General features: G+C 59.5%; 22 protein-coding genes and 1 tRNA gene. 7 read left to right on the plus strand and 16 right to left on the minus strand.

Features of this window, described 5'->3' with window-relative positions; genetic code table 11:
* Window positions 1–427: 427 nt before the first annotated feature.
* The 5 genes from GR183_RS06890 to GR183_RS06910 form a co-directional block, all read right to left on the minus strand.
* On the minus strand, window positions 428–2,584 hold the full coding sequence (locus tag GR183_RS06890; protein WP_160774890.1) for a helix-hairpin-helix domain-containing protein: 2,157 nt from the start codon (window positions 2,582–2,584) through the stop codon (window positions 428–430).
* Window positions 2,585–2,586: 2 nt separating this feature from the next.
* Window positions 2,587–3,360 carry a PP2C family serine/threonine-protein phosphatase gene (locus GR183_RS06895; RefSeq protein ID WP_208999780.1) on the minus strand — a complete coding sequence of 258 codons (774 nt, stop codon included), beginning with the start codon at window positions 3,358–3,360 and terminating at the stop codon, window positions 2,587–2,589.
* On the minus strand, window positions 3,338–4,015 hold the full coding sequence (locus tag GR183_RS06900; RefSeq protein WP_160774891.1) for a vWA domain-containing protein: 678 nt from the start codon (window positions 4,013–4,015) through the stop codon (window positions 3,338–3,340). The genes GR183_RS06895 and GR183_RS06900 overlap by 23 nt, the downstream gene beginning before the upstream one ends.
* A 611-nt stretch (window positions 4,016–4,626) precedes the next feature.
* Entirely contained in the window at window positions 4,627–5,769 is a 1,143-nt protein-coding gene (locus tag GR183_RS22340) for a DUF6538 domain-containing protein (protein WP_376765755.1), read from the minus strand.
* Window positions 5,770–5,856: 87 nt separating this feature from the next.
* Window positions 5,857–5,933, minus strand: a tRNA-Arg gene (locus GR183_RS06910).
* 218 nt (window positions 5,934–6,151) lie between these two features.
* On the opposite strand from GR183_RS06910, the gene GR183_RS06915 reads away from it, so the two are divergent.
* The 4 genes from GR183_RS06915 (at window position 6,152) to GR183_RS06930 (ending at window position 10,215) form a co-directional block, all read left to right on the plus strand.
* Window positions 6,152–6,397: a hypothetical protein gene (locus tag GR183_RS06915; RefSeq protein ID WP_160774893.1), complete on the plus strand. Its 246-nt coding sequence runs from the start codon at window positions 6,152–6,154 to the stop codon at window positions 6,395–6,397.
* Between the two features lie 118 nt (window positions 6,398–6,515).
* A complete protein-coding gene (locus tag GR183_RS06920; RefSeq protein WP_160774894.1) occupies window positions 6,516–8,240 on the plus strand; it encodes an ATP-binding cassette domain-containing protein in 1,725 nt (574 codons plus the stop codon).
* 62 nt (window positions 8,241–8,302) lie between these two features.
* Window positions 8,303–9,394 carry a hypothetical protein gene (locus GR183_RS06925; protein WP_160774895.1) on the plus strand — a complete coding sequence of 364 codons (1,092 nt, stop codon included), beginning with the start codon at window positions 8,303–8,305 and terminating at the stop codon, window positions 9,392–9,394.
* The gene (locus tag GR183_RS06930) at window positions 9,391–10,215 is read left to right on the plus strand and encodes a hypothetical protein (protein ID WP_160774896.1); all 825 of its coding nucleotides are present in this window, start codon (window positions 9,391–9,393) and stop codon (window positions 10,213–10,215) included. The genes GR183_RS06925 and GR183_RS06930 overlap by 4 nt, the downstream gene beginning before the upstream one ends.
* On the opposite strand, the gene GR183_RS06935 is transcribed toward GR183_RS06930, so the two are convergent.
* Together GR183_RS06935 and GR183_RS06940 are read right to left on the minus strand one after the other, a co-directional pair.
* Window positions 10,166–10,807 carry a CDP-alcohol phosphatidyltransferase family protein gene (locus GR183_RS06935; RefSeq protein WP_160774897.1) on the minus strand — a complete coding sequence of 214 codons (642 nt, stop codon included), beginning with the start codon at window positions 10,805–10,807 and terminating at the stop codon, window positions 10,166–10,168. The genes GR183_RS06930 and GR183_RS06935 overlap by 50 nt on opposite strands.
* Window positions 10,804–12,402 carry a xylulokinase gene (locus tag GR183_RS06940; RefSeq protein ID WP_160774898.1) on the minus strand — a complete coding sequence of 533 codons (1,599 nt, stop codon included), beginning with the start codon at window positions 12,400–12,402 and terminating at the stop codon, window positions 10,804–10,806. The genes GR183_RS06935 and GR183_RS06940 overlap by 4 nt, the downstream gene beginning before the upstream one ends.
* 186 nt (window positions 12,403–12,588) lie before the next feature.
* Between GR183_RS06940 and GR183_RS06945 the strand changes: the two genes are divergently transcribed.
* Complete coding sequence (locus tag GR183_RS06945; RefSeq protein ID WP_160774899.1) at window positions 12,589–13,542, plus strand: stealth family protein; 954 nt, start codon at window positions 12,589–12,591, stop codon at window positions 13,540–13,542.
* 10 nt (window positions 13,543–13,552) lie between these two features.
* On the opposite strand, the gene GR183_RS06950 is transcribed toward GR183_RS06945, so the two are convergent.
* Together GR183_RS06950 and GR183_RS06955 are read right to left on the minus strand one after the other, a co-directional pair.
* The gene (locus GR183_RS06950) at window positions 13,553–14,677 is read right to left on the minus strand and encodes a glycosyltransferase family 4 protein (protein ID WP_160774900.1); all 1,125 of its coding nucleotides are present in this window, start codon (window positions 14,675–14,677) and stop codon (window positions 13,553–13,555) included.
* Entirely contained in the window at window positions 14,677–15,402 is a 726-nt protein-coding gene (locus tag GR183_RS06955) for a CDP-alcohol phosphatidyltransferase family protein (RefSeq protein ID WP_160774901.1), read from the minus strand. The genes GR183_RS06950 and GR183_RS06955 overlap by 1 nt, the downstream gene beginning before the upstream one ends.
* Window positions 15,403–15,496: 94 nt before the next feature.
* On the opposite strand from GR183_RS06955, the gene GR183_RS06960 reads away from it, so the two are divergent.
* Entirely contained in the window at window positions 15,497–16,261 is a 765-nt protein-coding gene (locus GR183_RS06960) for a phosphocholine cytidylyltransferase family protein (protein ID WP_160774902.1), read from the plus strand.
* Between the two features lie 3 nt (window positions 16,262–16,264).
* Here GR183_RS06960 and GR183_RS06965 read toward each other — a convergent pair whose 3' ends face one another.
* On the minus strand, window positions 16,265–17,470 hold the full coding sequence (locus GR183_RS06965; RefSeq protein WP_160774903.1) for an LptF/LptG family permease: 1,206 nt from the start codon (window positions 17,468–17,470) through the stop codon (window positions 16,265–16,267).
* On the minus strand, window positions 17,467–18,687 hold the full coding sequence (locus GR183_RS06970; protein WP_160774904.1) for an LptF/LptG family permease: 1,221 nt from the start codon (window positions 18,685–18,687) through the stop codon (window positions 17,467–17,469). The genes GR183_RS06965 and GR183_RS06970 overlap by 4 nt, the downstream gene beginning before the upstream one ends.
* A gap of 208 nt (window positions 18,688–18,895) precedes the next feature.
* On the opposite strand from GR183_RS06970, the gene GR183_RS06975 reads away from it, so the two are divergent.
* Window positions 18,896–19,393, plus strand: a complete 498-nt coding sequence (locus GR183_RS06975; RefSeq protein ID WP_160774905.1) for a phosphatidylglycerophosphatase A family protein — start codon at window positions 18,896–18,898, stop codon at window positions 19,391–19,393.
* Between the two features lie 6 nt (window positions 19,394–19,399).
* Here GR183_RS06975 and GR183_RS06980 read toward each other — a convergent pair whose 3' ends face one another.
* From GR183_RS06980 to GR183_RS07000, 5 genes are all read right to left on the minus strand, one after another.
* Window positions 19,400–20,332, minus strand: coding sequence for a phosphatidate cytidylyltransferase (locus tag GR183_RS06980; protein ID WP_160774906.1), 933 nt, complete (start codon window positions 20,330–20,332; stop codon window positions 19,400–19,402).
* A complete protein-coding gene (locus GR183_RS06985) occupies window positions 20,329–21,162 on the minus strand; it encodes an SDR family oxidoreductase (protein WP_160774907.1) in 834 nt (277 codons plus the stop codon). The genes GR183_RS06980 and GR183_RS06985 overlap by 4 nt, the downstream gene beginning before the upstream one ends.
* A gap of 3 nt (window positions 21,163–21,165) precedes the next feature.
* Window positions 21,166–22,284 (minus strand): inositol-3-phosphate synthase, encoded by a 1,119-nt coding sequence (locus GR183_RS06990; protein WP_160774908.1) that lies wholly within the window; start codon window positions 22,282–22,284, stop codon window positions 21,166–21,168.
* A 149-nt stretch (window positions 22,285–22,433) separates the two neighbouring features.
* The gene (locus GR183_RS06995) at window positions 22,434–23,072 is read right to left on the minus strand and encodes a DUF4833 domain-containing protein (RefSeq protein WP_208999781.1); all 639 of its coding nucleotides are present in this window, start codon (window positions 23,070–23,072) and stop codon (window positions 22,434–22,436) included.
* A gap of 114 nt (window positions 23,073–23,186) precedes the next feature.
* Window positions 23,187–24,422, minus strand: coding sequence for an aminotransferase class I/II-fold pyridoxal phosphate-dependent enzyme (locus tag GR183_RS07000; protein WP_160774910.1), 1,236 nt, complete (start codon window positions 24,420–24,422; stop codon window positions 23,187–23,189).
* Window positions 24,423–24,491 lie beyond the last annotated feature (69 nt).

Genomic DNA, 24,491 nt, shown 5'->3' on the forward strand with positions numbered 1-24,491 from the left:
TGGCAATGGCGAGCTAACATATTGGAATCGTTCAACTCACCAGTGACTCAGATGCCTGTCGGGTGCGCCATCTCCTTCCCATCATTTGCGCCCAACCATCTGAAATCATTGGACTAACCAAAGTCGCGAAAATCGTTCGCGCCTAAGGGTAGACCAAATGGTAGACCAAAAGTGCGTCAACGCCATGTGTACATTCCAATCAACTGCTATGGGCAAAATGTAACCATGAAACATTATTGTTTGAATCGGGAATAGACCCTCGGACACCGAGGGGAACTTAGGCTGGGACAGGAGCGCTTTAAGGCTTTCGAGAAGTACTCCCCCTGAGCTGCTACGACTGCGAAAATTGGACGTTTTCACTTCAAATTGCCTGAAGCGTTGCCCCATAGATCAGCGATAGGTGAAACGAGGACGGAGCATGTCTTCGTTAGTTTCGAGTACCCCTGCAGCGTGGGTACTGCGAGCACCCCCAGAAACGCCCATATCGCCCAGTTCGACGCCGCATTGACGAACCGCAACGCGGGCAACTCGGAACACCACCAATGTTAGAGGCGCGGGGTGGATTAGTTGGCGTGGCGCGTGGTGGTGCCCTTGGCGGCTGTGGTACGGGTTGTGGTGTCGATGTGACCGATAGAGACACAGTAGAGGCCGGAACAGAAGCGCCCAGAGCCTTCAAGTCCTGTTCCGCCTGCGCGCGAGCACTGAGAGCCTCAATGATCGCCCTGTCGCTTCGTGCTTTAGCGGGCAATGCATCGAGACGCGAGCGCGCGTTTCGTAGCGTACCCAACCCATTTCGGATGGTCGACTCTAGTTTGGCTTTCTCTGCTGCAAAGCGTCCGCGCAGCGCCCGTTCGTCAGCAACGTCTTGAGCGTTCGGCGTTCGGTCATACTTGAAGCGCGATTCGTGCCTGCGACGCCAGTCCATGAGCTTACCTGTCATGACGTCGCCAAAGCCCGGAACGCGTAAAATGGCAGCGCGATTTACATCGGCGGCAGTTTCGATACCAAATGAAATCAGCGTCGCTGTTTTGGCTGGTCCGATCCCCGATATGGCCGCGCGCCGGATCGAGAATTTATCTAGATAGGCCTGTCGCTGGCGGGACTCGCGATTGGATTTTAAAATCATCAATTCGCGAGTTAACGCTTCCTCATGGCCTTTATAGGCAGTAATTGCGGCGTCTAGATCACCGCGCACTCTCACAACCTCAGTCACACCATTTCGTTGGACAAATGCGTCCAACTCGCGCTGTATCTTTTTGTCTGCTGCTTTGAAGGCTTGCAGGAATGGACCTGTATCCACCGAGCGATCAGAAAACGTGGCCCATCCCCAGAAAGCCAATATGCCCCAGATATAAAATGCCTGTGGAAAGTAGATGAATCCGGCGACAGCGCCGCCTATCATTAGCAACCCCAATAAGGTGCGCCCGCTCTTGCCATTTTTTGCTGCATGCAATGAACTACTAGTTCGACTGGGGGATGGCGGATTAGGTAGCAAGTCCGCCACGGTTGGAAAGCGAAATGCAACTATCTCACGTATTGCCTGTTCCGTGCCGCGCGCATCAGTCGGAAAGTTTGGCGTAACAGCGGCCAAATCTGGGAACATGTCAAAACCGCTGTTGCTTGTTAGATTGCACCACACGCAGCCCTTGGCATTGAGGGGGTAGTAGTGCGTCTTAACTTTGCTGCACCGGTTTAATGAGGCTTCCAGTTTGGACAGAGCTTGAATCCAGTCTAGTGCGCTTGGTCGTGCGCTCGGTTTCAAGCCGAATGCGCATTCGAACGCTCGAACGATGGGATCAGGGAATAGGTTCAGCGTCAGCGCGCCGGGTGGCGGGGTTGTCTGCGTTGTGGCTTGCCGGGTGAGCGAAAAGGCAAAACGGTTCTGCGCAATCGCTTCACCCATGGAAATATCAGGCCCCTTGTAGCGTCCGGCGTATGGGTGGCGCCCCATGAACAGCAGATGGAATATTGCAACGGCAAGGCCGAAGTTATCGTGTTCTATTGTCCGCTCTACGGATGCAAGGTTTCTTCCATGAAGCTCGGGTGGTGTGAAATCCGGCACGCCAACAACACAGGGGTAAGACATGCCGTTTAGCCTAAACTGGAAGCTATCGGCATCGATCAAGGCAACCGTGGCGTCCTGAGCAACAAGCACACCAGAATGGTTTAGATCTCCAATAACACACCCGGTCTGGTGCACCGTCCCAACAGCCCGTGCAACGTTTAGTGCTGCATGAATAATAAACCGGTAGTCCGCATTGGGAAAATGTCGTTGGCGCGACTTCGGGCTGTATAGCTCATGCAGTGGGCGATAGCCCGACACTAGCCGCATTACAAAGCCGAGAAAGTTTCCCTGCCGGTCGGTAACCACATCATCGGGATAGGCAATAAGGTTAGTTTTTACTGCAAGTCCTTGGCTTACCATCGCGCGAACCTTAGATTCCCTCTTGGCGCGCAGACTGGCATTGTAAATTTTAATAGCTAGATCCGACTGACCTTTGATCGCATAGACCTCACCTTCGCCGCCCTTGCCAATCGACTTGGCGACGGAAATCCGCTCCTTTCTCATGAAGACTTCTTGCACGGTCAGTCCCCGGAAATGAGGATCAGCGTTTTGTCATCATCAGTGCGCTCGCAAACCGATGGACCAGCAAGATAGTTGGCTAATTTCGCAGATAACTCGATAAGACGCCCTTCATCTATGGCTGCGTCAACGGGGCGCATCATCGGTTCAAAGAAGCGGGGATGCGCAACCTGCTCCAGATGTGACAATGCCAGATCACCCACACCATCCGAAAATATCGCGAACGCATCATGTTTCCGGTGCTGACGAGCGAGGTTTAGACGTGGTGCCGGGTCATCAGTCACAAAGTAAGTGCTAGACGCATACTCTCCATTTTCAGGCCAACAGAGCACATCCCACTCCGCATCTCTCCTGCCAACAATGGCGCTATCGCCAACGTGCAACGTCAACACTTCTACCGGCGATACAAGGATTGCGGCCAAGGTTGCCGCGAATTGTCGTCGCGTGCTACCGCGTCGGTTGGCTATATCCGCAATTTGGTCCCGCAGCTCATCAACCCAATCCGCCAATTCGTCGTCACTTGGCAATTCCGATTGGCCGCGTAACCTCTCGCGAAAACGGGTCGTTAGAAAACGGCAAATAAGCCATGCACCATATGCACCGAATTGCGCGCTACCTGCGCCATCCGACACAACTGCGAAAATATGGTCATCCCCGATCAGCGAAACGGAGTAAGCGTCTTGAAGCCTGTCACCGGATCGAAGGTGGGATGTGCCAATTACGGACGCGGTCGCCCATTTCCATATCAAGTCGTCACCCCGCAACCGCCCAGCCATCCGGGGCTGCTGGATTCGCAAGCGAAACAGCGTCGCCGGGATTGGACTGTGAGACTGCGCTAAGTGAACTAGACAGCCACTGGAACAATTCCTTGAAGGCCAAACCCTTGAGCTTGAGTGGCTGGCGGGTGGTTATCTGACTAAGAACACCCATATCCGCTTGATCAACTCCTACGGCATAGAACATGAACTCTTTACGCTCCTCACCTTCATGCACACGCCTCTTGGCTTCCGCCCAGCTATCGGTTGGGGCGCCATCGGTAATCAGGAACACCCAAGGACGGTAATATTTCACGCCATTTTCACGGTACCTGTCTTTACGTTGGCGCAGCATGTCTAGGCCGGTCACAATAGCTTCACCCATTGGCGTTGTGTTGTTCGCTTCAAGAGTTTCGGGATAGAAGTGATCCACAGTGGCGAAGTCGGATTTAACTTCGACCGGTCCAAAAGTGACCATTGCCAATTCGACGCGTTTTGAGGCCATCGGGTCATTCAACAATTCTTGCCGAAGCGTTCCTAAACCCTCATTTAGTTGGGAAATTGGCATCCCACTCATTGAATATGACGTATCCAACAAAAGAATAACTGGGCACCGCTGCTCCGGATTTTCCGCAAATTCTGCATCATTGAATGGTTGCTGCTCAAATTCGTCCATTGGCTTTCCTTATCGTCTCGGTGCCGGAAATGGTAACAGGCTCAGTTGATTTTAGTTCCTTATCACAACCATTAAGTTCCGCTAGGTCAAGAATTGCGCTATCCGAATTTTTGGCCCAAAGTTTGAGCTAGATACCCCCTTCGATGGAGTTACATCAACGGGCTGCCGTAAAAGGCGATCACAGAACGTCGCCCAAGATTGGTAATGTGCCTAGCATCATGACATTGCAAGATAATTTTTTGGAGGCAAAATGAGGTTGGGGCGATCTCTATACCACCACTATGCCGCGCAATTTGCCTTCACCATTCTGTAATCGCGTGTGTTTCGCCTTTCAACACTTTCAGCGGCGAACGATAACCTTGAAGGTGACGCGAATAAAAAAGAAAGTTACCGCTAATCGAGTTCGTGCATTTTGACATCTCAGTGACATCGGCCGCGAGCGTAGAGCAGACAGGAACCGATAAAGCGGCCATTTAAACTATGCTGCGCAGATCGATAAGCAGGCGAGTTAAAAGGCTGATCTACTTGGTGCTTCAGAGTTGATTTTGTCATAAAGGCCGACAGATGGCGCCTCACGAACAGCCACTGAGGCGCAATCAAGATTTTCAAAGTTAAATTTGCGTAATCTTTGCCATCCACGACGCTTTCACCGATATGGGGTAGCCATCTCCATAAGATCGTCCAACGTTTTTGCTGGACCAACCGCCTATTTCGTCGACAATTTCTGCAGGACATTCAACCGCGCGCAGCCTATCTCTGAGTGAGTGGCGAAACGAATGCACTACCACACCGTCGGCGACATGGTTTGAGAGCCATCGATTGAGAGCGCTACTCGCATATGCCGCCTTGCAAATTGCCTCGCTGCAATATCGCGGGAACAAGAAACGGCTTTCAGCATCCATAGACCGCGTTACGGCCCAAAGCGCTGCCCCTACAAGGGGTACGACGCGTTCGCTGCTAGGTGTCTTCAATCTGCGCCACGGATGGGGACGGATAAGAAGATGTGGGTGCGGACCTTCGAGAATAACGTCGTCCTTTACAAGCCCAGCGGCCTCCGCCAAACGCAAGCCGGTATCTGAGACAAGCGCGATCAGGTGTCGCATATCATCGTTAACTCGTCTGCATTCGGTTTGAACTCTCTTCAATCCGTGATCAGAAATAGGTTTCCGTTTTTTAACTGACTCGGCAGTTCCAAGAAAAATTCCGGCGAATAATGGTGTAGTATCAAGTCCGTGCTCTGATGCTACAAACCGAAATATAGACCTGAATGAAGCGAATACGCGTCTCACGCTTGAATTTGATAATCCTCTAGCTGTTAAAGCGTCTCTATATTTTAATATTTCATCCCTTTTATATTGATCTATTCTGTGATTTCCGATAATATCTATAGCATAATTTATAGACCGAGCCGATGTATTCTCAAATACCTTTCCTCTGCCGTTGCCTTTCATCCTCAAATAGTAACTCAAAGCCTCCTTTAGCGTCGGCATCCGATCCTCCGCCTTTTTAAGGAGAGGGCGACCTATTTGGCTTCCCTGATAGGTGCCTTCGGAAAGCCTCAGTGCAACCCAGAACTCTTCAAGATGCGTGAGCGTTGACCGAACCCGACTGCGAGCTACGCGAGCGGATCGAGTGCCTAGCGAAAATACAATTCGCGGGGTGGCGTAGTGCCTCTCGACATCCTTTGGAACGCGCTTTGAGAAATAATAGACGCCCCTCTTCCGGAACGTGTTGACGCACTTTTGGTCTACCATTTGGTCTACCCTTAGGCGCGAACGATTTTCGCGACTTTGGTTAGTCCAATGATTTCAGATGGTTGGGCGCAAATGATGGGAAGGAGATGGCGCACCCGACAGGATTCGAACCTGTGACCTCTGCCTTCGGAGGGCAGCGCTCTATCCAGCTGAGCTACGGGTGCAAGAGCCTTGCGATGACGCGATTTGGCAGGGATAACCCATCTGACTTCTAAGGGCAATTGCTTTGTCGGCCGGAACAGGATTGCTTGCATCAAGCGCAACACCCTCATCTTGAGGCAAGGATTTACCACTCATCTTGAACCTAAGGAAAGCCGGGGAAATGCGCCGAACACCGCCTTAATACAAGCGCGCAAACCTGCGAAAAGGTGATACCCGACCCTTGAAAAACCCGAAGATTGTTCGAAAGGCTGCGGCGGAGATCGTGTTGCCAGCCGACGCAACGTTCCAGCACCGCAACCACGCCGGTGGGGAACGGGGATGCGCGAAGGCAACGCCGCTGCGAAAAATCCGTATTGACGCGAGCCGGCCATTCCACTCGGTGCGGATTGGCTCTATTCAGTTGAAATGGCTGGCCGCACTTGCCTTTGAGTGCTGCGTCCCGCAAAAGCGCGGACACGCGAAATAAAAGGGTACACTGTCAGGTCCGGTCCCGTGGCAGAATGAATATGAATTGAGACCGATCGGCCTTTTCCGCATTCCGGCGACCCTGCGGATGCCGAACCCGGCCCGACAGGAGATTGGATTTGAAAAAAGCTTCGCCCACAATGGGCATGCTTATCCTGTTCCGCTTTTTGATCAGCGAAGGGAACATTCTGCGCGACCCCGTGCTCCTATTTGCGCTGCTGGCGAGCATTGCGCGCGGTGGAATGATCTTCTCCGTCAATGAACTTGCCGGCGGCAGTCGGAACCTCGAATACATAGTGCTGTTGCTGGCGTGTATCGCCGCGACCCTGACGTTTTCCTTCATGGCAAGGATGCGCAATTTCCGCCTCGTCGAGGCGACGAAAAACAAGCTGCGCGTGCGCCTCAGCCGCCAGTTGCTGCATGCAAGCGCGTCATTTCTGAGCAAACACGACCACGGCAAGGTCTATTCCATCGTGACCCAGGAGGTGAACCGGGCAACACGCGCGGCGGTGAACCTGATCCAGTCTCTCGAGGCGATATTCCTGATCGCCCTGTGCATCCCCTATCTCCTCTATCTTTCCTGGGAAAGCGGGCTGATAACCATCGCCGTGGTGTGCCTGGGCGCCTCCGGATACATCCTCGCGCAACGCCCCGCCCAGTCCACCGCCGAGGAAGCCTCCAAGACCGAGTGGCTGTTCTTCGACCGAGTGAACGACATCCTCCGCGGCTACAAGGAGCTGCGCCTGCGATACGAGCGAAAGCGGGCCTTGCAGGAGGATGTCGGGCGTATCGTCAAACGCAATTTCGATCTCACGGTCGCCGCCGAACGGCTCTACGGCTTCGGCCAGGTCATGGCGCAAGGCGCGATGATGCTTCTGTTGACGATGATCGTCGTCGGCTTGCCGCTCGTTGCCGGCACGGACACTTCAACCGTGCTGCAGATCATGACCGTCGTCCTGCTGGCCTACGGCCCTATCGAAACGGTTCTCGGAAACCTTTCGACGTTTTCGCGTGCGACCGTTTCCATGCGGCTTATCGACGAACTGCAGCAGGACCTCGCATTGGAAGCCGAAAGCAACGCAGGAAAACCGCATACGCTGAAACCTTCGTTCAACTCGATCATGCTGGAAGGCCTGACGGTGACGCTTTCCAACGCCATCGGCGACAAGGAGAGCGGAGAAACCTTCGTAACCGGGCCGATCGACCTCGAATTGAAGCCGGGCGAAGTCGTCTTCGTATGCGGTGGCAACGGGGCGGGCAAATCCACCTTCCTTTCGCTGCTGACCGGACTCAGGAAACCCGACGGCGGGCGAATCCTCCTCGACGGTGAATTGGTCGACGATAAGTCGATGAGTGCCTACCGCGAGCTTTTCAGCGCCGTCTTCAGCGAGTTTCACCTGTTTTCCAAGCTTTACGGCCTGACCGGGGAAGAGCGTGAAGCGCTCGGCCTGAGGATGGGCGAGATGGACATTACCCATCGTGTAACGATCGACGGCGACAGCTTCTCCACGCTTGCGCTGTCGACCGGGCAAAAACGGCGCCTGGCACTGGCCATCGCTCTTGCCGAGAAGCGCCCGATCATCGTTCTCGACGAGTTCGCTGCCGACCAGGACCCGGAAAGGCGCAAGCTTTTCTACGATATTCTCGTCCCGCAAATGGCGGCCGACGGCCATCTCGTGATCGCCGTCACGCACGACGAACACTGCTTCGACAAATGCGACAGGCTGATCAGGATGGACGCCGGCAAGATCGTTTCCGACACCCGCCCCGGGCGCTCCGGCATCGACCTTTCGGCAAGCGAAAACGAACCGAGGCAGCTTGAATCCGCCGCCGCGGATCGTTAGGCCGCATCCCCGTCTGCACGAAAACAACGGTCGAAACCTTCGCCCCGTACCGCAGAGCATCCATGCCCTTGTACCTCGCCCTCGCGGCTTTTGTCGTTCTGATCCTCATCGCCGGCCTGGCGGTCGCCTACCTGCACTACCCGACGCGCAAGACGATCATGCGCGCGCTCGATCCGAACTGGGGCAAGAGGGCGCGCGTGTTCGACTTCACGCGCGAAGAGGAAGAGCGGGAAGAACAGGACATGTTCGTCTCCTCGACCGTCATGCGCGACGGCTGCGACATCGTCTGGGACGAGTTCGACGACGAACCGCCGGCCGAACTCTTCAAGCCGCTTGCCGAAGGCACCGTGGTCTTCGTCAACACGATGCATGCGCCGCGCTTCATAGAAGAGTTCCTGGACCGGATGCAGGGCCGCTTCGTGCTCGTCACCGCGCGCGAAAACAATTCGACTGCGGCTTTCGACGTTGAAAAGGTGCGCTCGTCGAACAAGGTGCTGCACTGGTTCATGGAGAACTTCGAGCTCGCCCCCTCCTGGCTCGACACCGGCTGGATCACCCCGCTTCCGCTCGGTCTCAACTATCACAAGCTCGACCCGGCAAGTCCCAACCAGTCCCGCGACATGGGCCTGCCGTCAAGGCCCGGCAACCAGCAGCTCACGATGAAGGCGATCCGGGAGGAAATCCCGTCCTTTCGCGACAAGCCGCTGAAGGTCTACTGCAATTTCCACCTCAACATGGACACGTTCCTGCGCCACCCGCATGCACGCAAACGCCATGAGGCGCGTGCCGAAGCGCGCGACAGCCTCAAGGCCAAGGGAGACCTGATCCTGTGGGAACCCCGGCAGGCGCCACGCAACAGCGTCTGGCTTCGCCACAGAGAAGTGTCGTTCGAGGCAAGCCCGCGCGGAAACAGCATAGACTGCCACCGAACCTGGGAAGCGCTGATCCTCAAATCCGTACCGATCGTGAAGACAACCAGCCTCGATCCCATGTATGAAGGCCTGCCCGTCGCCATCGTCGAGGACTGGAGCGATGTCACGCCGGAGGCGATCGCGCGCTGGCACGAGGAGTTCGCGGACTGGTTTGACAAGCCGCTTCCGCCGGAGCTCTATTCGAACCACTGGATCAAAAGGTTTCACGCATTCAAGCCATGACACCCGCTGACAACGACAGGGAAATCGATACGTCCAAATGGTGGGCGAAGCCGAAGCAGGCCCTCATGCTCGCGCTGCTGTTCTTTCCCATGACATTCGTCACGGTGACCGTGAACTACTGGATCTACCGCGCGCGCTCCGAGTATATCGAGCGCCATCCGGATCTTGCCGCCCGGAAGCCGCCGACGATCAGCCGGGCGATCTCCGACCCGGCGATTGGCGAACCTTTCGCCTTCTGGATTTCAACAAGCGCCGTATTTACGGTCCTGGCCATGATCCCGGTCGCCTGGCTCTACTGGCGGTCGGCGCGGGCCATCGATGCCGGATCGCCGGGAACCAGACGCGTCTTGAACCTTTCAGCCTTGCTTCTGGTAATGCTGCAGGCGACGGCGGCAGTCGGCATGGTCATTCTCAGCCAGTACACGTTTCCTTCGTTCAACGAGCAGCACATGCTGGGAAGCTACACGTTCTTCATCAGCCAGTCGCTCGCCGTACTGGTCATGGGGTTCGCATGCGGATGCATCGCCCTGCAAAAGCCCGTTACCGATGCGCTTGCGGAAAAGAGAGGCGTAAACCCGCGCATCAGCCGGCTCAGGGCCCCGCTTGCCGTTGCCTGTTTCGCGGCCGCACTCGCCTACCTTGGGCTGTTCGTCCTGAAAGACGCCGGGCTCGGCGCAGCCAGACCCCTGGTCTATCGGGCGTATGTCCTGCTGGAACCGACTTTGATTTCAGCCTATCTCGTCGTCTTCGGGACCTATTACATCGACCTTGTCACGAACCTTCGGCTTTCCGCCCTGCGGCATCCGCGCGCCGCAACATAGCGGTTGCGCGGGCGATCCGCTGCAGTGCCGTGATATTCGACAGGACCGCATAAAGCGTAAGGCCCGCGAAGAGGATCCACGGCGAACCCAGGCTGGCGGCGGAAGCCACGCCATCGGCAACCAGCAGGACGCAGAGAAAGATGATCCGCTCCAGTCTTTCGAAGAGATCGGGCCAGGCATCATTGTCGATTGCGATCTCCAGCGCCGTGCGCGCCTTGGCATAACTCGTCAGCACACCGCCCGCGAATGCGAAGAATGCGGCCGGCCAGAGGCCCGCGACAAAGGCTATGGCTGCAAGCACGATGAGTTCCTGATAGCGGTCCACCATGGCATCGAAATAGCCACCCGCTTTCGAGCGCATGTCGCGCTGACGGGCAACGGCCCCGTCCAGCGCATCGAAGGCGAAGGCAACGGCAAGCGTCAGCCCGAAGACGAGGCTCGAGCGGTGCATGAGATAAGCCGCCGACGCGATCGCGATCAACACGAGGCCGATGGCCGTCACCTGGTTCGGCGTAAGGCGCGCGCGCACAAGCGGGGCGGCGGCCTTTTCCCAAAGCGGGTCGATATGGCGCTTGAACAGGCCGTCGATCATGCCGGTTTCCCCTCTTCGGCATTCCCGACCGCCGATGTCCGGTAAAGTTTGACGAGCGATCCGCGCAGCTTGTCGAGCCGCGCATAGCGCGCGTCGAGCAGGTCCGTGGCCTCACCGTTCGGCTCGTAGATCGTGTCGGCGCGGTGGCCGATCGCCTTTGCCGCGGCCCATGTGTCCGCATACCAGCCGATGGCACCGGCCGCCATCGCCGCGCTTCCCAGAACACCGGCATATCTGGGTTCGCCAACCACGACCGGTCGTTTCAGCGTATCCGCCAGAAGCTGCGCGAAGACCGGGTTTTGTCCCGCGCCGCCGACCAGCGGCAGCGGTTCGCTCTCCGACGCCTTCGCGGCCTTGATGACCTTCGAATAGGCCCAGCGCGTATTGAAGGCGACACCTTCGAGAACGGAGCGTGCGATGGCCTGCCGGTCGTGCTGCAAGCTCAGGCCGACGAACGTTCCCCTGAGACGGTCATCGTCGACCGGCACGCGCTCCCCCGCAAGCCAGGGCGTGAACAGCGGATCGTGTAGCGAACGTATTCCAACGTCCGAGAAAAGATCCGCCAGCATATCGTCGGATACATCGTCGCCGCCGAGCAGCTTTGCCAGCCAGCAAAAGGCCGTGCCCGCGCTCTCCTGTGTTGCGATGAGGAGCGGCCTGTTTTTCACGCTGCTCGCGATTGTCGCGAACGAATGCGAGATGCTCAAAATGCGCCTGTCGAAGAACCCGCTGACCCAACCGCTGGTTCCCGCGTAGACGTGAAGCGCCCCGTCCGCCACCGCGCCGGAGCCGACGGCCGTGGCCGTGGCGTCGCCACCGCCGCCGACAACGGCAATGCCTTTCTTCAAGCCCAGATCCTGAGCCGCCCGCTCCGTCAACTCGCCAACGATGCTGCTGCCTTCCACGATTTCGGGAAGCTTGTCGAGCGGCAACCCGGTCATTCGCGACAGGCCTTCCGACCAGCCTTCGCGTCCGGGACGCGTATCCATGAGCCAGGTCAGGTTTGCGCTGTCGGCCGTCATCGTGAAGCGCCCGGTCGCGCGGTGGATCAGCCAGTCCTTGACGTCGAGCAGTTTGTGGCTGCGTGCGAACGTTTCCGGCTCGTGCCGCTTCAGCCACAGCATCTTGCCGGTAGGATCCATTCCGTTGAGCGAAGGCGCGCCATTCGCCGTTCTTACCCAGCGTACGAGCTTCGCGAGATTGTAACCGCTGACCGTCGGGAACCCGCCGACGAGGCCGCGCGACAGCTGGGCCGAGCGCTTGTCGAGCCATATCAGGCAGGGCCGCAGCGGTTCGCCCTCCTTGTCGACGGCAAGGACACCGCACATCTGCGCGCAGAAGACGATCGCGCCCACGCGCTCCGACAGGCGATCCACCTTGCCCGAAAGCTCCCGAACAGCGCGGGCAAGCGCGTCCCACCAGTCCTGGGGGGTCTGCTCCGCCCGACCGGCGCCGGGAAGGCTGAGCGGATAGTCGGCGATGGATTTCGCCAGAATTTCAAGTGTCGGTCCGACGACGCCAACCTTGACGCCGGACGTGCCGAAATCCGCGGCGATCACCAGATCGCCTTCCCTGGCTTCCTTGGTTGTCGGCAAAAAGACCCCCACCGCTCGAAGTTGTTTCAGTTCATCTGCCCGGCATGCAGGAATAGGACCTTGACGCCATCGATTGCAACCGGCTTGTACGGCGGTGGCCGCAAACAATCGCCATCCGCAGGCTTGTTTCCGTTCCACCGCGCTGCCAAAAGAAACCAAAATGGACAGGAAGCAAGCGAAGTCGCGATGAACGAGCCGATCGACGTGGTCTACACCTGGGTGGACGACGAATTTCCCGGATACAAGGGCGAACTGCAAAAATATGCCGGCGACAAGCGCGACACCAATCCGAACCGCACTCGCGACAACCTGGACCTGATCAAATACAGCCTGCGCTCAATATCCCGCAACATGCCTTTTGTACGGCGTATATACCTGCTGACATGCAGGCCGCAGATGCCCGCCTGGCTCGACCCGGACCACCCGAAAATCCGCGTTATCCACCATGACGAGGTCATGGCGGCGGATATCCTTCCGACATTCAATTCATTCGCGATCGTAAGCCACCTCCACATGCTGCCCGGCCTGTCGGATCGCTTCGTCTACATGGAAGACGACATGCTGATCCCGCGTCCGCTCGAAATTTCCGAATTCATGTCGCCCGACGGCAGACCCCTCGTTTTCACGCGCCGCAAGCACACCCCGGCTCATGCGAATCTCGATCCGGCGAAAGCCAGCCCGTGGAACCTGGCGCTCGCCACAGCCAATGCCGCGCTTGATCGCGAATTCGGACCCAAACGCCATGCCTATGTGATCCATGGGCCGCGGTTGATCGACCGTGAATTCTTCCAGGAGATGATCGAGCGCTTCCCAGGCGAGTTCCACGCAACCCGCACTTCGCGGTTTCGCGCCAACGGCAACGTTCCCGGCGAATATCTCTATCCGCATTTCCTGCTGGAGAGCGGGAAGGGCGCTCTTGCGACGCGCTCCCGAAGCCGTAAAATGGAAGGCTATGCCTCGCTTGAGAACTTCGCGCCCTGGACCGCGCTGCAGCTGAAGATGCTGGAGTGGAGAAAGCCGAAGACAATCACGCTGAACGACAGTTTCGAGCGCTCTCCGAACCCGGACGTCGTCAGAAACGTTCGAAGTACGCTTGAAAGATGGTTTCCGGACCCCTCGCCTTTCGAAAGGCCCGGCTGATCTTCAACGCTCAGCTTCCGGCGACCTCTTCGAACAATTGGAGATAGGCGGGCCCGACTTCGCGCACGTCGAATTGCCGGGCACGCTCCCCGCCCCAGTTCCGCATTTCCAGAAGGCGGGCGGGGTCGCCTGCAAGTTCAACGATTTTTCGCGCAAGGGCATCGCTATCCCCGGGCTGCACGAGAAGGCTTTCACCCGGCCCGTCAAGAACGGTCCTGTATCCCGAATTGGCGGCGGCGACAGGAACGGCGCCCGCCGACATCGCCTCGATCAGCACGATGCCGAAGCTTTCGCCGTAGGGCGCGGGCGCTGCGAAGATATCCGCTCTGGCAACCAGTTGGCGCGCGTCATCGAAATCAGGGGCGGTACGATAGGCTATCCCCTTTCCCCAGGGCTGCTTCATCGCCTCATCGACAAGAGGGTATTGCGCGCCGTCACCGGCAATGGTGAGCCGAGCGCCGGGCAGGCGCTCGAACACCTGCGGCCAGGCGTTCAAAAGCACATCCACGCCCTTGCGGTGCTCAAGGCGCCCGAGAAAGACCACATGCGGTGCGCCCGGATCGAACGGCCGTTCGGGCTGCGCGGCATTGCGCCAGGGCTCAAGATCTATCGTCGGAGCCAGGATACGCGGCGCCGGCACGCCGGGGCCGACCTGCAATATCGACATGGGAGAGGGTGAGGGCACGACCGACGCGCCGGCGCGCTTTTGGAAGTAGCGTGCGGCGCTGCGGTAGAGCCAGCCGCTCAGGCCTTTCGTCGAGTTTTCCGGCAATGTCGCGTGGAAGGTTACGACGGTGGGCAGGCGGCAGGCCCTGAATACCTGCCAGGGAATGAGCGGCGTCCAGGGCGTGTGCAGGTGCAGGACATCCGCACCCCATGCCGCCAGATCGCCTGCCAAAGCGGCGCGCTCCGCGGCCGGGAGATAGGAGATTTCCGTCACCGTGCCCGAGATGCCGATCCGGCGGGACCGCCCGACATGATCGACGCCCGGCGCCGGCGCGCCGGACATCGCGGGTGGCGCGACGATCCTCGTCTCGTGGCCTTGCGCCTCAAGCCACCGCGCGAGATCGCGGATGTGGTTCTGCACCCCGCCATGGCGCGTCATGTCGTAGGGGCAAACTTCCACGACCCTCATTACGCGCGAGACCCGCCCTCGAACTGCCTGCCGAGTTCCTGCACCAGAGAATCGCCGACATCGAGGATAGAATAGACGACCAGAAACCAGACGGCATAGGGAGCAAGCGAAGGGGCGACAGCAGCGAACGCCAGAAACGGCACAAGGCCGGAAAGACCCGAAATGAACACCGCAACAAGTGCCGCCGGGGAGCGGGGCAACGTCACCGGCGCAGCCGGCTTCTGAGCCTCTTTCTCATCGAACGCATCGCGGACGGTGCGCGCATAAAGCCGAAGCCACGCGGCCACGGCGGCAAGCGCCGTCCACAGTCCGGAACCGTCGAGCGCCCTGTCGGCAAGGATGCCCACGCTCACGTAAAGCAGGCCCCACTGCGCCATATCGATCAGGAAGTCGATACGCCCTCCGAGATGGGTGACGCGCCCCGTCACCCGTGCCAGCGATCCGTCCACGCAGTCGAGAACCTGGAACAGGAAGCCTGCGACAAAAACCCAGACGATGGCGGATTCCAGCGGTGGCGCGAGAGCGAGTACCGGCAGGGCAAGGGCGACGGGAAGCGAAAGCAGCGTTGCGCCAAGCGGCGAAATTCCAATGCGGACGAACAGCCACGCCAGCAGAAAGGACGGCGCGCGGTGGAAGACGACATTCGCCCAGTTGCCCTTCAACTCCTCGACCAGCTTGTTTTTCTTGTATTCGTCCACGAACGCGCCAAGGCCAGGCGTCTTCATGCTGCCTTTCCCCATTGGTTCGACTTCCATTGCGCTTGCCCCACAGCTATCGCTCTCCTATACGAGGTGGGCCTTAGCACGAAATGAAGATGGAATGCGCGAATATACTGCCGTGATTTTGGCCGCCGGGCGCGGCGTTCGCATGGGAGCGAGGGGGGAAATGTCCCCGAAGGGGCTGCTTCGTTTCGGCGACCGCAGTTTCGTGGGCGATTCCATCGCCAATCTGAAGCGCGCGGGCGTCGGGCGCATCCGCATCGTGACCGGCCATCTCGCGGATCACTACGAACGTGCCGCCGCAGACTGGCCGGATGGAGTGGAACTTCGCCACAATCCCGATTACTTGGAACAGGGCAGCCTGCACAGCCTGATGGTGGGCCTCGACGGGCTCGACGGCCCGGTGATCGTTCTGGAATCCGATCTCGTCTACGAACCCCGTGCTCTTGGCCCGATCGCTGCGGAAGGTTCGCGCTCGACGCTCGTGGTGTCAGGACCAACCGGCGCGGGAGATGAAGTCTATGTCTGGGCCGATGACGCGCCATCCTCGACGAGCAGGCGCCTGCGCGACATGTCGAAGGAGCGAAACCGCCATCCCGACGCGCATTACGGCGAACTTGTCGGCATCACGGGCCTTGCGCGCGATGCCGTGCGGCAGGTCAAGGAAATTGCCCGGCCAATGATCGCGCAAAAGCCGCTTGCCGATTATGAAGACGGCCTGGTCGCAACCGCGCGCACAATAGATATCGCCTGTATCAGGATCGATGACCTCGCCTGGGCGGAAGTCGACGACGAGGCGATGTTCGCTCGTGCCGCCGAACGCATCTACCCCCGGATCGCTGCCAATATGTCTAGGAAGGTCTGACGCCTAGCGCAGTCTTGCCTGCCACCAGGTTGCGGCAAGCGTCCCGGCAAGAGCTGCCACCACCGCGAACCACGCGGAAACGGGCGCCGAAACCGCGCCAAGCTCGCCAAGCGCCCAGAATACCTTGAGCGTGACGAGCGCCGCGTAGCCACACAAAAGAAGCATCAGCATCTTCCATACCGAACGAACCCGACCCGACCCGGCAAGCGGCGCCAGACTTGCCCCGAGCAGGGCGAACGAGCCCGGCAGGACCGCCGACGCCGTCCTGCGGGCGCGCGCTGACGAAACCTCGCTCTCCTTGACCGCGTGACGTGCGTACTCCAACTCCCGCAACGCCTTCTCCGGAAGGTAGAAAGCGGGCACTCCATGATATTCGAGCTGGACCGGCAGAAGGTCGATCTCGAGCTCAAGCGTTGCGTAGCGTGAGACCAGAAAGAACTTGTCCGAGGCCGGCCGGCTGTCGCCCGCTGAAGGGCGGCCCGGCAAGCGCGCCCAGAGGTAGGCGTCTCGCAACTGCCAGATATTGTACCTGTCCGTGGGGATCGCTCTTTCAGCGACCACCACATCCTGAAGATCGCCCTTTCCCGCACCGCGATAAAGCTCAAGGTCGCGGAATTCAGGCTCCCCGTCCGATTTGACATGGGCACGCAGAATATCTCTCCCCACGACAAACCAGCGCGCCTCGTCGGAAACTCCTCTTTTGAACCGTCTGGCATAGGAACCCGTTTCCAGATCCACCTGGGCGAAGATCGCGGCCGGGCGCAGGTCACGCTCAAGCGAGAACTGAAGCGCCCCGACCCCGACGCCAAAGATCGTGACGACCAGAAGCGTCTGCACGGGCGACCAGCCGGAAGCCGCCATGATCGTGCTTTCAAGGCGGATCGTCCGCCACATCTCCGCGATGAAAAGACCGATGAAACAGGCAACGGGAAGAAGGCGAGTGACGATGTCAGCCATGCGATAAACGAGGTAGCGCGCAAGCAGCCAGCTTGCGTTCAGCTCATTCCGCGCTGCGACTTCGACCACATCGTCGAAATTTTCGGCAAGGTCTATCGACCAGGCGATGACGAGGAACAGCGCCATGACCGTGGCGACGGAAAGTGTATAGAGCTTGAGTGCGCGCCTTCCCGAGATGCCGAATATCACACCAACGCCATTCACCCGCGGCGGCGAAGTTCCCATGCGCGGGTGTTCGACATCGCTTTTCACGCGCGCTGCCCCGCCGGGATTACGAGCCGGCTGCTGTTGGCCGCGGCCAGCGCCAGCAGCCCTCCCGACACCCCGACAACCATTACCGCACTGGCCAAACCGAGAGGAAGCAGGCCATTTTGCGCGATACTCTCAAGGCTGGCGCGTGACACCGTATCGATCACGAGCAGCGTTGCGCATCCGAGCGGCAATGCCAGGTACCTCAGCAGCCCCGATCGCGAAAAAACCAGCGCCGCGATAGCCACGAGAGGCGCAAAGAAACACAAAAGAGCCCGGGATGTCATTTGCCCGGCGCGTTTCAAAACCTTGTCGCGCGGCGCCGAAAGCGCTCTGCCGAGACCAAGGACATCGGGATATGTCCACTCCCTTGAAATGAGCTCGCGCGGTGCGCGCTGCAAGATGTTGTCGAGCGTGACCGGAAGCGACAGTTCGCCGACCCGCACTGACGGCAGCGCCGGGATGGACGGGAACAACTCCCCCGCAAGTGCGCGCAGGTTCGGCCCGCGCCCGTTGTCGAGAATACTTCCGCCTTCCGCCGCCTGTCCCTTGTTGAAGTCATGGGCGACGACCTTGCCGAGGTCGAGGCTGTAGCGCCCCCCGTCATCGGGACCGTTGAGCGACCAGCCCTGAGCCTGCGTAATGCGCCAGATATCCGGCTGCGAAGGCTGATGAATGAAGAGATGGCGGTCTATCCCGTTTTCCGTCTCCTCGTTCAGGGCGATGAACGTCTTGCCCTTTATCGTCTGGATGGCGTCCTCGCGGCCCGGCTCCGTAATGCGGTTGAAGATGAACTGCGCCTTCAGGTCGAAAATCATTATCCGCTTCTGGAAGGCCATGACCGGGTTTATCCAGCCGGAAACCAGCAAAGAGACCAGACAGCCCGCGATACCCATGCCGACCGCAAGCTTCGGAATCCAGTTCCATGAAAATCCTGCTGCCGAGAGCGCCACGATTTCCCGGTCCTCGCGCGTTGTATTCAGCGTCACGAAAATGCCGATCACCATCGCGAGCGGCAGCGCGAAATCGAAAATTTCCGGTGTCGTCAACGCAAGGACCAATGTGACCTGAAGGAGCGTTCCGCCGTTGCGCAGAACGGTCTCCAGCAGGCCGGTCAGCGATTCCGCGACAAACACAGCCTCGATCAGCAACAGGACGATGACGACCTGCCTCAACGCGCCAAGCGCTACCGACAATGTGACCGTGTTGAGAAACCTCATCGCTCCGCTTTGCTATCGCACGCCCGTTACCGCCTCATCTCAAACGCGCCGATCATAACGGCTGGATATGGCACAAGATATTGAATCTTGTCCAATATTCGAACATTCGGCGTTCTCCGCGGCAAAACGGACCCCGCCATCCCGGAAACGCGCTTTCACGACCGCCCGCGCAGTGATAATCCGTGATCCACGCTTTCGGAGCAACGCAATGCATGGAACATCGCAATCGACTGAGGCAAAGGGCCTGTCGAGACTGGCCTTCGGGATCGGCCTTTCGGGCGGCGCGGGCTTGGCGCCTTTCTGGCCCGGCACCTTCGGTGCGCTTGTCGGGCTTCCGCTGGCCTATGCATTGCAGCTTCTGCCCGTTGCGCTTGTCGTGGCCGCACTTGCGGGCCTTTTCGCCGTCGGCACCTGGGCCTCCGCGCGTGTGGCGCGGGATCGCGGAGAGGAAGACCCGCAAATCGTCGTGATTGACGAAACATTCGGTGCTGCGGCCACCGTGCTGGCACTGCCCCTTCACCCCGTTTGGTGGCTCGCCGGCTTCGTCGCGTTCCGGTTTTTCGACATCGTCAAACCCTGGCCGGTGAATGCGCTGCAGGACGGCGTGAAGGGTGGCTTCGGCATCATGCTGGACGATGCGGCCGCCGCACTTCAGGCGATCGTTTTGCTTTGGGCAGCCAAATTCGCGATAGACGCACTTTTTTGAGCAGGATTACAGGACAGCCAGCCAAACGGCGGCACCAACGACGACCGGCCCCGTCATGATCCACGCATCGGCGATATCGAAAACCCCGCCCTGCCTTGGCATGACAGGCGGATAGTCCTTCACGCCGGCAAGGCGCTTCAGGCGTGAAGCCGCGAGATCTCCCGCAACGGAAAAAAACGCGATCAATACCGAAAGCCCAAGCATCGCAAAAGGATCGGCGTCGACCAGCATATAACCGCCGATGATCGCCGTGGCGGCAAGCGCAAGCGCCCCGAACGCAAGTCCTTCCACGGTCTTGTTGGGAGAAAGGTTCGGGAATGCCTTCCTTTTACCGGCGAGCTTTCCGCCAAGTAGCGCGTAGCTGTCGTAAGTCTCCACGAGCAGGAACGCCAGAAGAAGAACGCCACGCAAGGAAGGATCGCTCGCGGCCGCGGCGAACAGCATCAGAAACAGGCCGGGGAAAAAAAGGCTTTCTGCCGCGGTCACGGCCAGACCGGACATTTGCCTGCGCCCGATCGCGTGCCCTATCGCCAATGGTATCGCCATCAGCGTGCAAAGGCTTACGGCCTGGGGATAGGAAAGCAGATATCCGCTTGCGGCGGTTCCGGCCCCGATCAGGAGCGATGCCCCCGCCGCACGGCTTTTGAAACCCGCATTTTCGGCGGCATAACCGCACCGCCGGGCGCCGACGATTGCGACCTCATAGAAAACGCGCGCCGACAATGCGACGAGAAAAAGAAGCAGGACTGGCCCGCCTACCAGCAACGGCACCGCCCCGACGGCGAGAATGACGATTTCCGTCAGCAGCGTTGGCCAGAGCGAGCGGGAAACGCCGGCGGTTTTCGGTATCAGGCTCAGGACCGCGAGCAAAAGAACACCGATGGACAGTGCGAGGCCGACCGCAGCCGCGATGGGCCAGACTCCGACCGACACCGTCACGGCGTATGATGCTTTCTCACGATGCCCGCCTGCCAGGACCGAAGCGCCGGCGCGAGCACGCTGTGAAACCTTGCCAGCAGCCCCATCTGGAGGCCCGGAGCGACGATGAATTTTCCCCTGTCGGCGCCGGCGACGATCTTCTCCGCGACCCTGCCGGCCGGCCACAGGCCGCCGCCCGCTGTTATCGCCTTGGTGGCGGCGGGCTTGGTCTTGCTCTCCATCACGAGCTGGGGTGTGTCGGTATCCGGCGGATAGGCAAGCGTCACCGAGATGTCGTGCGGAGCGAGCTCCACCCTGAGGACTTCCGCAAGCCCCCGCATCGCGAATTTCGAAGGTGCATAGGCGGAATAGCCATGGATGCCGAAGAACGCCGCGCCGGAAGACACGAACACCAGGCGCCCACCGCCCGCAGCGGCCATTGCTTGCACACAATCCCTGGAAAACTGCAGGGCGCCGAAATAATTCGTCCGCATTTGCTCGAGGTGATCCTCAAGCGGCTGCTCCATGAACAGTCCCGGGCGGGCGATGCCGGCATTGGCGATCGCCCAGCCGGGCGCGCCCATCCGTTCGACGGCGGCCGCAACGGCTGCGCCCACCTCATCGCCTTCACTCACGTCGACCGAAAAGATCTCGATCCGCCGACCGGGAAACTTCGATACGAGCGAATCGCGCGCTTCCTCGAGCGCTCCACGCCGGCGGGCGAAAAGCGCCAGGTCGTGCCCTTTTCCCGCCAGGCGTTCGGCGAGCGCCAGGCCTATCCCGCTCGACCCGCCGGTGATGAAGGCCGGGCGCGGCTTTTGCCCGGATGTCCTATCCGGATCGCGCGCCACAGGTCAGCCCTCTTGGCTATGGCCGTCCGCAAAGGCGACGAGCCGGTTGTAGCCCGTAGCATCGTCAAGCTGCACAGGGGGATGCTTGAAAAGGAACGCGGAGGCATCCTCGATCGGTCCGCCGAGGCCACGCTCGCGCGCGATGCGCGCGCAGCGGATGGCAACCAGCGCCATGGCTGCCGCATTCGGCGAATCCTCGACCTCTAGGCGCATTTCCACGGACGTGCGCGCGCCCCCCAGAAGCCTTCCTTCGAGGCGAACATAGGCAACCTTGCGATCGTTGAGCCAGGGAACGTAGTCCGAAGGCCCGATGCGGATCTCGTTGTCATCCAGGCGGGCGTCCATCGATGCCTGGACGGCTTCGGTCTTCGATTCGCGTTTCGTGGCGAGCCGATCCATATCCATCATGTTGAGGAAGTCGGTATTTCCGCCGACGTTGAGCTGATAGGTACGATCGACCTTGACGCCGCGCATGTCGGCCAGCCGTGCCAGCGATCGGTGGGTGATCGTCGCGCCGAACTGCGCCTTGAAATCATCGCCCAGAACGGGAAGGCCCGCCTGACGGAAACGTTCCGCCCAGACAGCGTCTGAGGCGATGAAGACCGGAATTCCGTTGACGAGCGCACAGCCCGCATCGATCGCGCATTGCGCATAGAAGGCCACCGCTTCATGCGAGCCCACCGGCAGGAAATTGATGACGACCTCCGCTTCCGCCGCCTTCAGTGCGGCAACCACGTCCTCCCTTGAGAGGGCAGGTGCGGAGGACACCACGAAGCTTTTGTCCGGCGCCTGATTTCGCATGAATGCGGAAACGCCGTCGAGATCCGGTCCGCGCATGACTTGAGCGGTCTGCCCGTCAAGTTCGGTGTAAAATCGCTCCGTGCAATTTGGTGCGGCGAATACCGCTTCACCCAAGGGTTTGCCAACCTTGCGCTGGTCCACATCGAAAGCCGCGACGATTTCCACATCCTGCGGACGATAGCCGCCAAGCACTGGGAATGTCACGCCAACCGCGTCATCGCCGAGAGCACGGCAATAAGAGATGCCCTGAACGAGGGAACTGGCGCAGTTCCCCACGCCAACGATGGCCGTTCTGATCGGCTTAACGGGATTGGATGTCATTGTCGGTTGGAGGCCTTCAGCTTAAGCGATGAGTTTCGTTTCGAACGCGCGCCCACCCGTGAAACTCCATGCGGAGCCGGCGCCAATGGGCCGCTATAATGCACAGCGAACGCGCAGGTACTAGAGGTTTTTGCGCGTATCGGCCTTTCCTATTTCACGGCGATCGTTTCGACAACCGCCTGACCCGTCGAACGGTCCCTTCCGAACACCTTCACATGGGCGATCTTGGGCATGATGCCGTCTTCCGCAACTTCGACGTAGGCATAGACCGGCTCGATCTGCCGTCCGTCGGCCGTCTTCAGGATAAGTGTCGCGGACCCGGGCCCCTCCTGAACGAGCTTCGCTGCCCGCTCGGGAAAGGCGGTGATCCGGAGATCGAATTCATTTTCGTTCCCGCTGCGGCGGGCACGAACGCCGAAGGCCATCCTCTCTTCGAAGAAGCCGAGGTCCTTCTTCTTTCCGTTCGTATTGTAGCGGCGCCAATAGACGTCCACCGGCCTGTTCGGATCAAGACGCCCGTTGGCGTCGAACCTGGCTGCGTATATGACCGTGTTCGGATTGGTCGACCGCTGCAGGTAGAACAGCATGTTCGGCTCGTCCGGCACGGGCCATGTCGGCTGCACGACAGGAAGCTTGCGAACGATCGAAACCGTGGATCCGGCGGGCCGGCCCCCTTGCGCCGACACTTGCCCGCCGCCTGGCATGAAGGTTGCCGAGAAAAGCGTTGCAATCAGCGCGACCTTCAGTATCGCCGAATGATATTTGCCGATCGAAGCAAGAGGCATCATGGCGCATCAACTTCCGGGCACTGCCGTGTGGTTTTCGAATTTGAATTACGCCTCAATTCAGCTACTGCCTCCTGAGCGTATTTCAAGTTCGGGCAACCAGGGCGTCCCTGCGGTTCAACTCCCCGCCGCTGCCGTGACTGCGGGCGCGGCCTCCGGTGTACCGTGGCACGCCGCGGCAGCGATTTCTATCACCCGGTCGATCTCTTCGAACGTGTGCTCCGCGGAGATGAAGAAGCGAATCCGGGGCAGGTCCTTCGGAACGCCGATCTGCACGATGGGCGGAGCGTAAATGCCCTCATCCATCAACGCTTGCGAAACGAGCATGGTCTGATGCGGCGTATCGAAGAGAAGCGGTACGACGCCGTAGCCAAGGGCAGCCCCCGTGTTGAGGCCGCTCGCCTTTGCGCGATCCCTGAAGTAGGTGGACTTGCGATGCAGCTTTTCCACCTGTTCCGGCGTACGGCGAAGGAACGTCAGGGCGCCCTGCGCCGCGCCAAGCGCCGCAGGCGCGAGCCCGACCGAATAAACGAAGCCCGGCAAGGTAAACCGGAGCCAGTCGATAACGCCCGCCTCGGCGCAAACGAAACCGCCGGAGGACACGAAGGACTTGGAAAGCGTGCCCACCGTCAGCTCGACGCGGCGCGGATCGATATCGAAGTGCTCGCAAAGCCCGCGGCCCGTCTTGCCGAGCACGCCATAGGAATGCGCTTCATCGACCAGAAGCCAGGCGTCATGCGCATCCTTGAGCTCCATGAGACGCGGCAGGTCGGGAATATCGCCATCCATGGAATAGAGGCCTTCGACCACGACCAGGACATGCCGATATTGGTTGCGCGTCGCCTCAAGCTTGGCCTCCAGATCGGAAAGATCGTTATGCTCGAAGGTCACGCAGTCGTAGCGGCCGCTCTTGGCGCCGACGAAAATCGAATTGTGTGCAAGCTCGTCGATGAGAACGAGGTCGCGCGGCCCCATGAGATGGTTGATCAGCGAAACATTGGCGAGATAGCCGGAGACCAGCGTCATCGCGCCTCCCACACCAAGATAATCGGCGAGATCATCCTCGAACGCGCGGTGGCCCAGGCGCTCGCCGCCAACAAGGCGCGACGCGCCGACTCCGGTTCCAAGGCTATGCAAAGCTTCGCTTGCCGAAGCGATGATTTCCGGATTTTTCGAAAGTCCGAGATAGTCGTAATGGGCGAAACTGACGAACGGCTTCGCGTTTTGCTCGCACAGGTCCTGCTGGCGGTCGACGGCGACGAAATACGGATTGTGACGCTCGATGATTGCCTTTCCGGCCAGGCGAAAACGCCGTTCGGATACTGCTGAGAAACTTGGCCGTTCAGGCTTCATACTTACCCCCGCTCTGCAGCGCCCTCCGCGCACCGCCGCAACCGCAGGTTTGGTGCGCGGCACGAACGC

It is taken from the genome of Stappia sediminis (assembly GCF_009826895.1).
Taxonomy (GTDB): domain Bacteria; phylum Pseudomonadota; class Alphaproteobacteria; order Rhizobiales; family Stappiaceae; genus Hongsoonwoonella; species Hongsoonwoonella sediminis.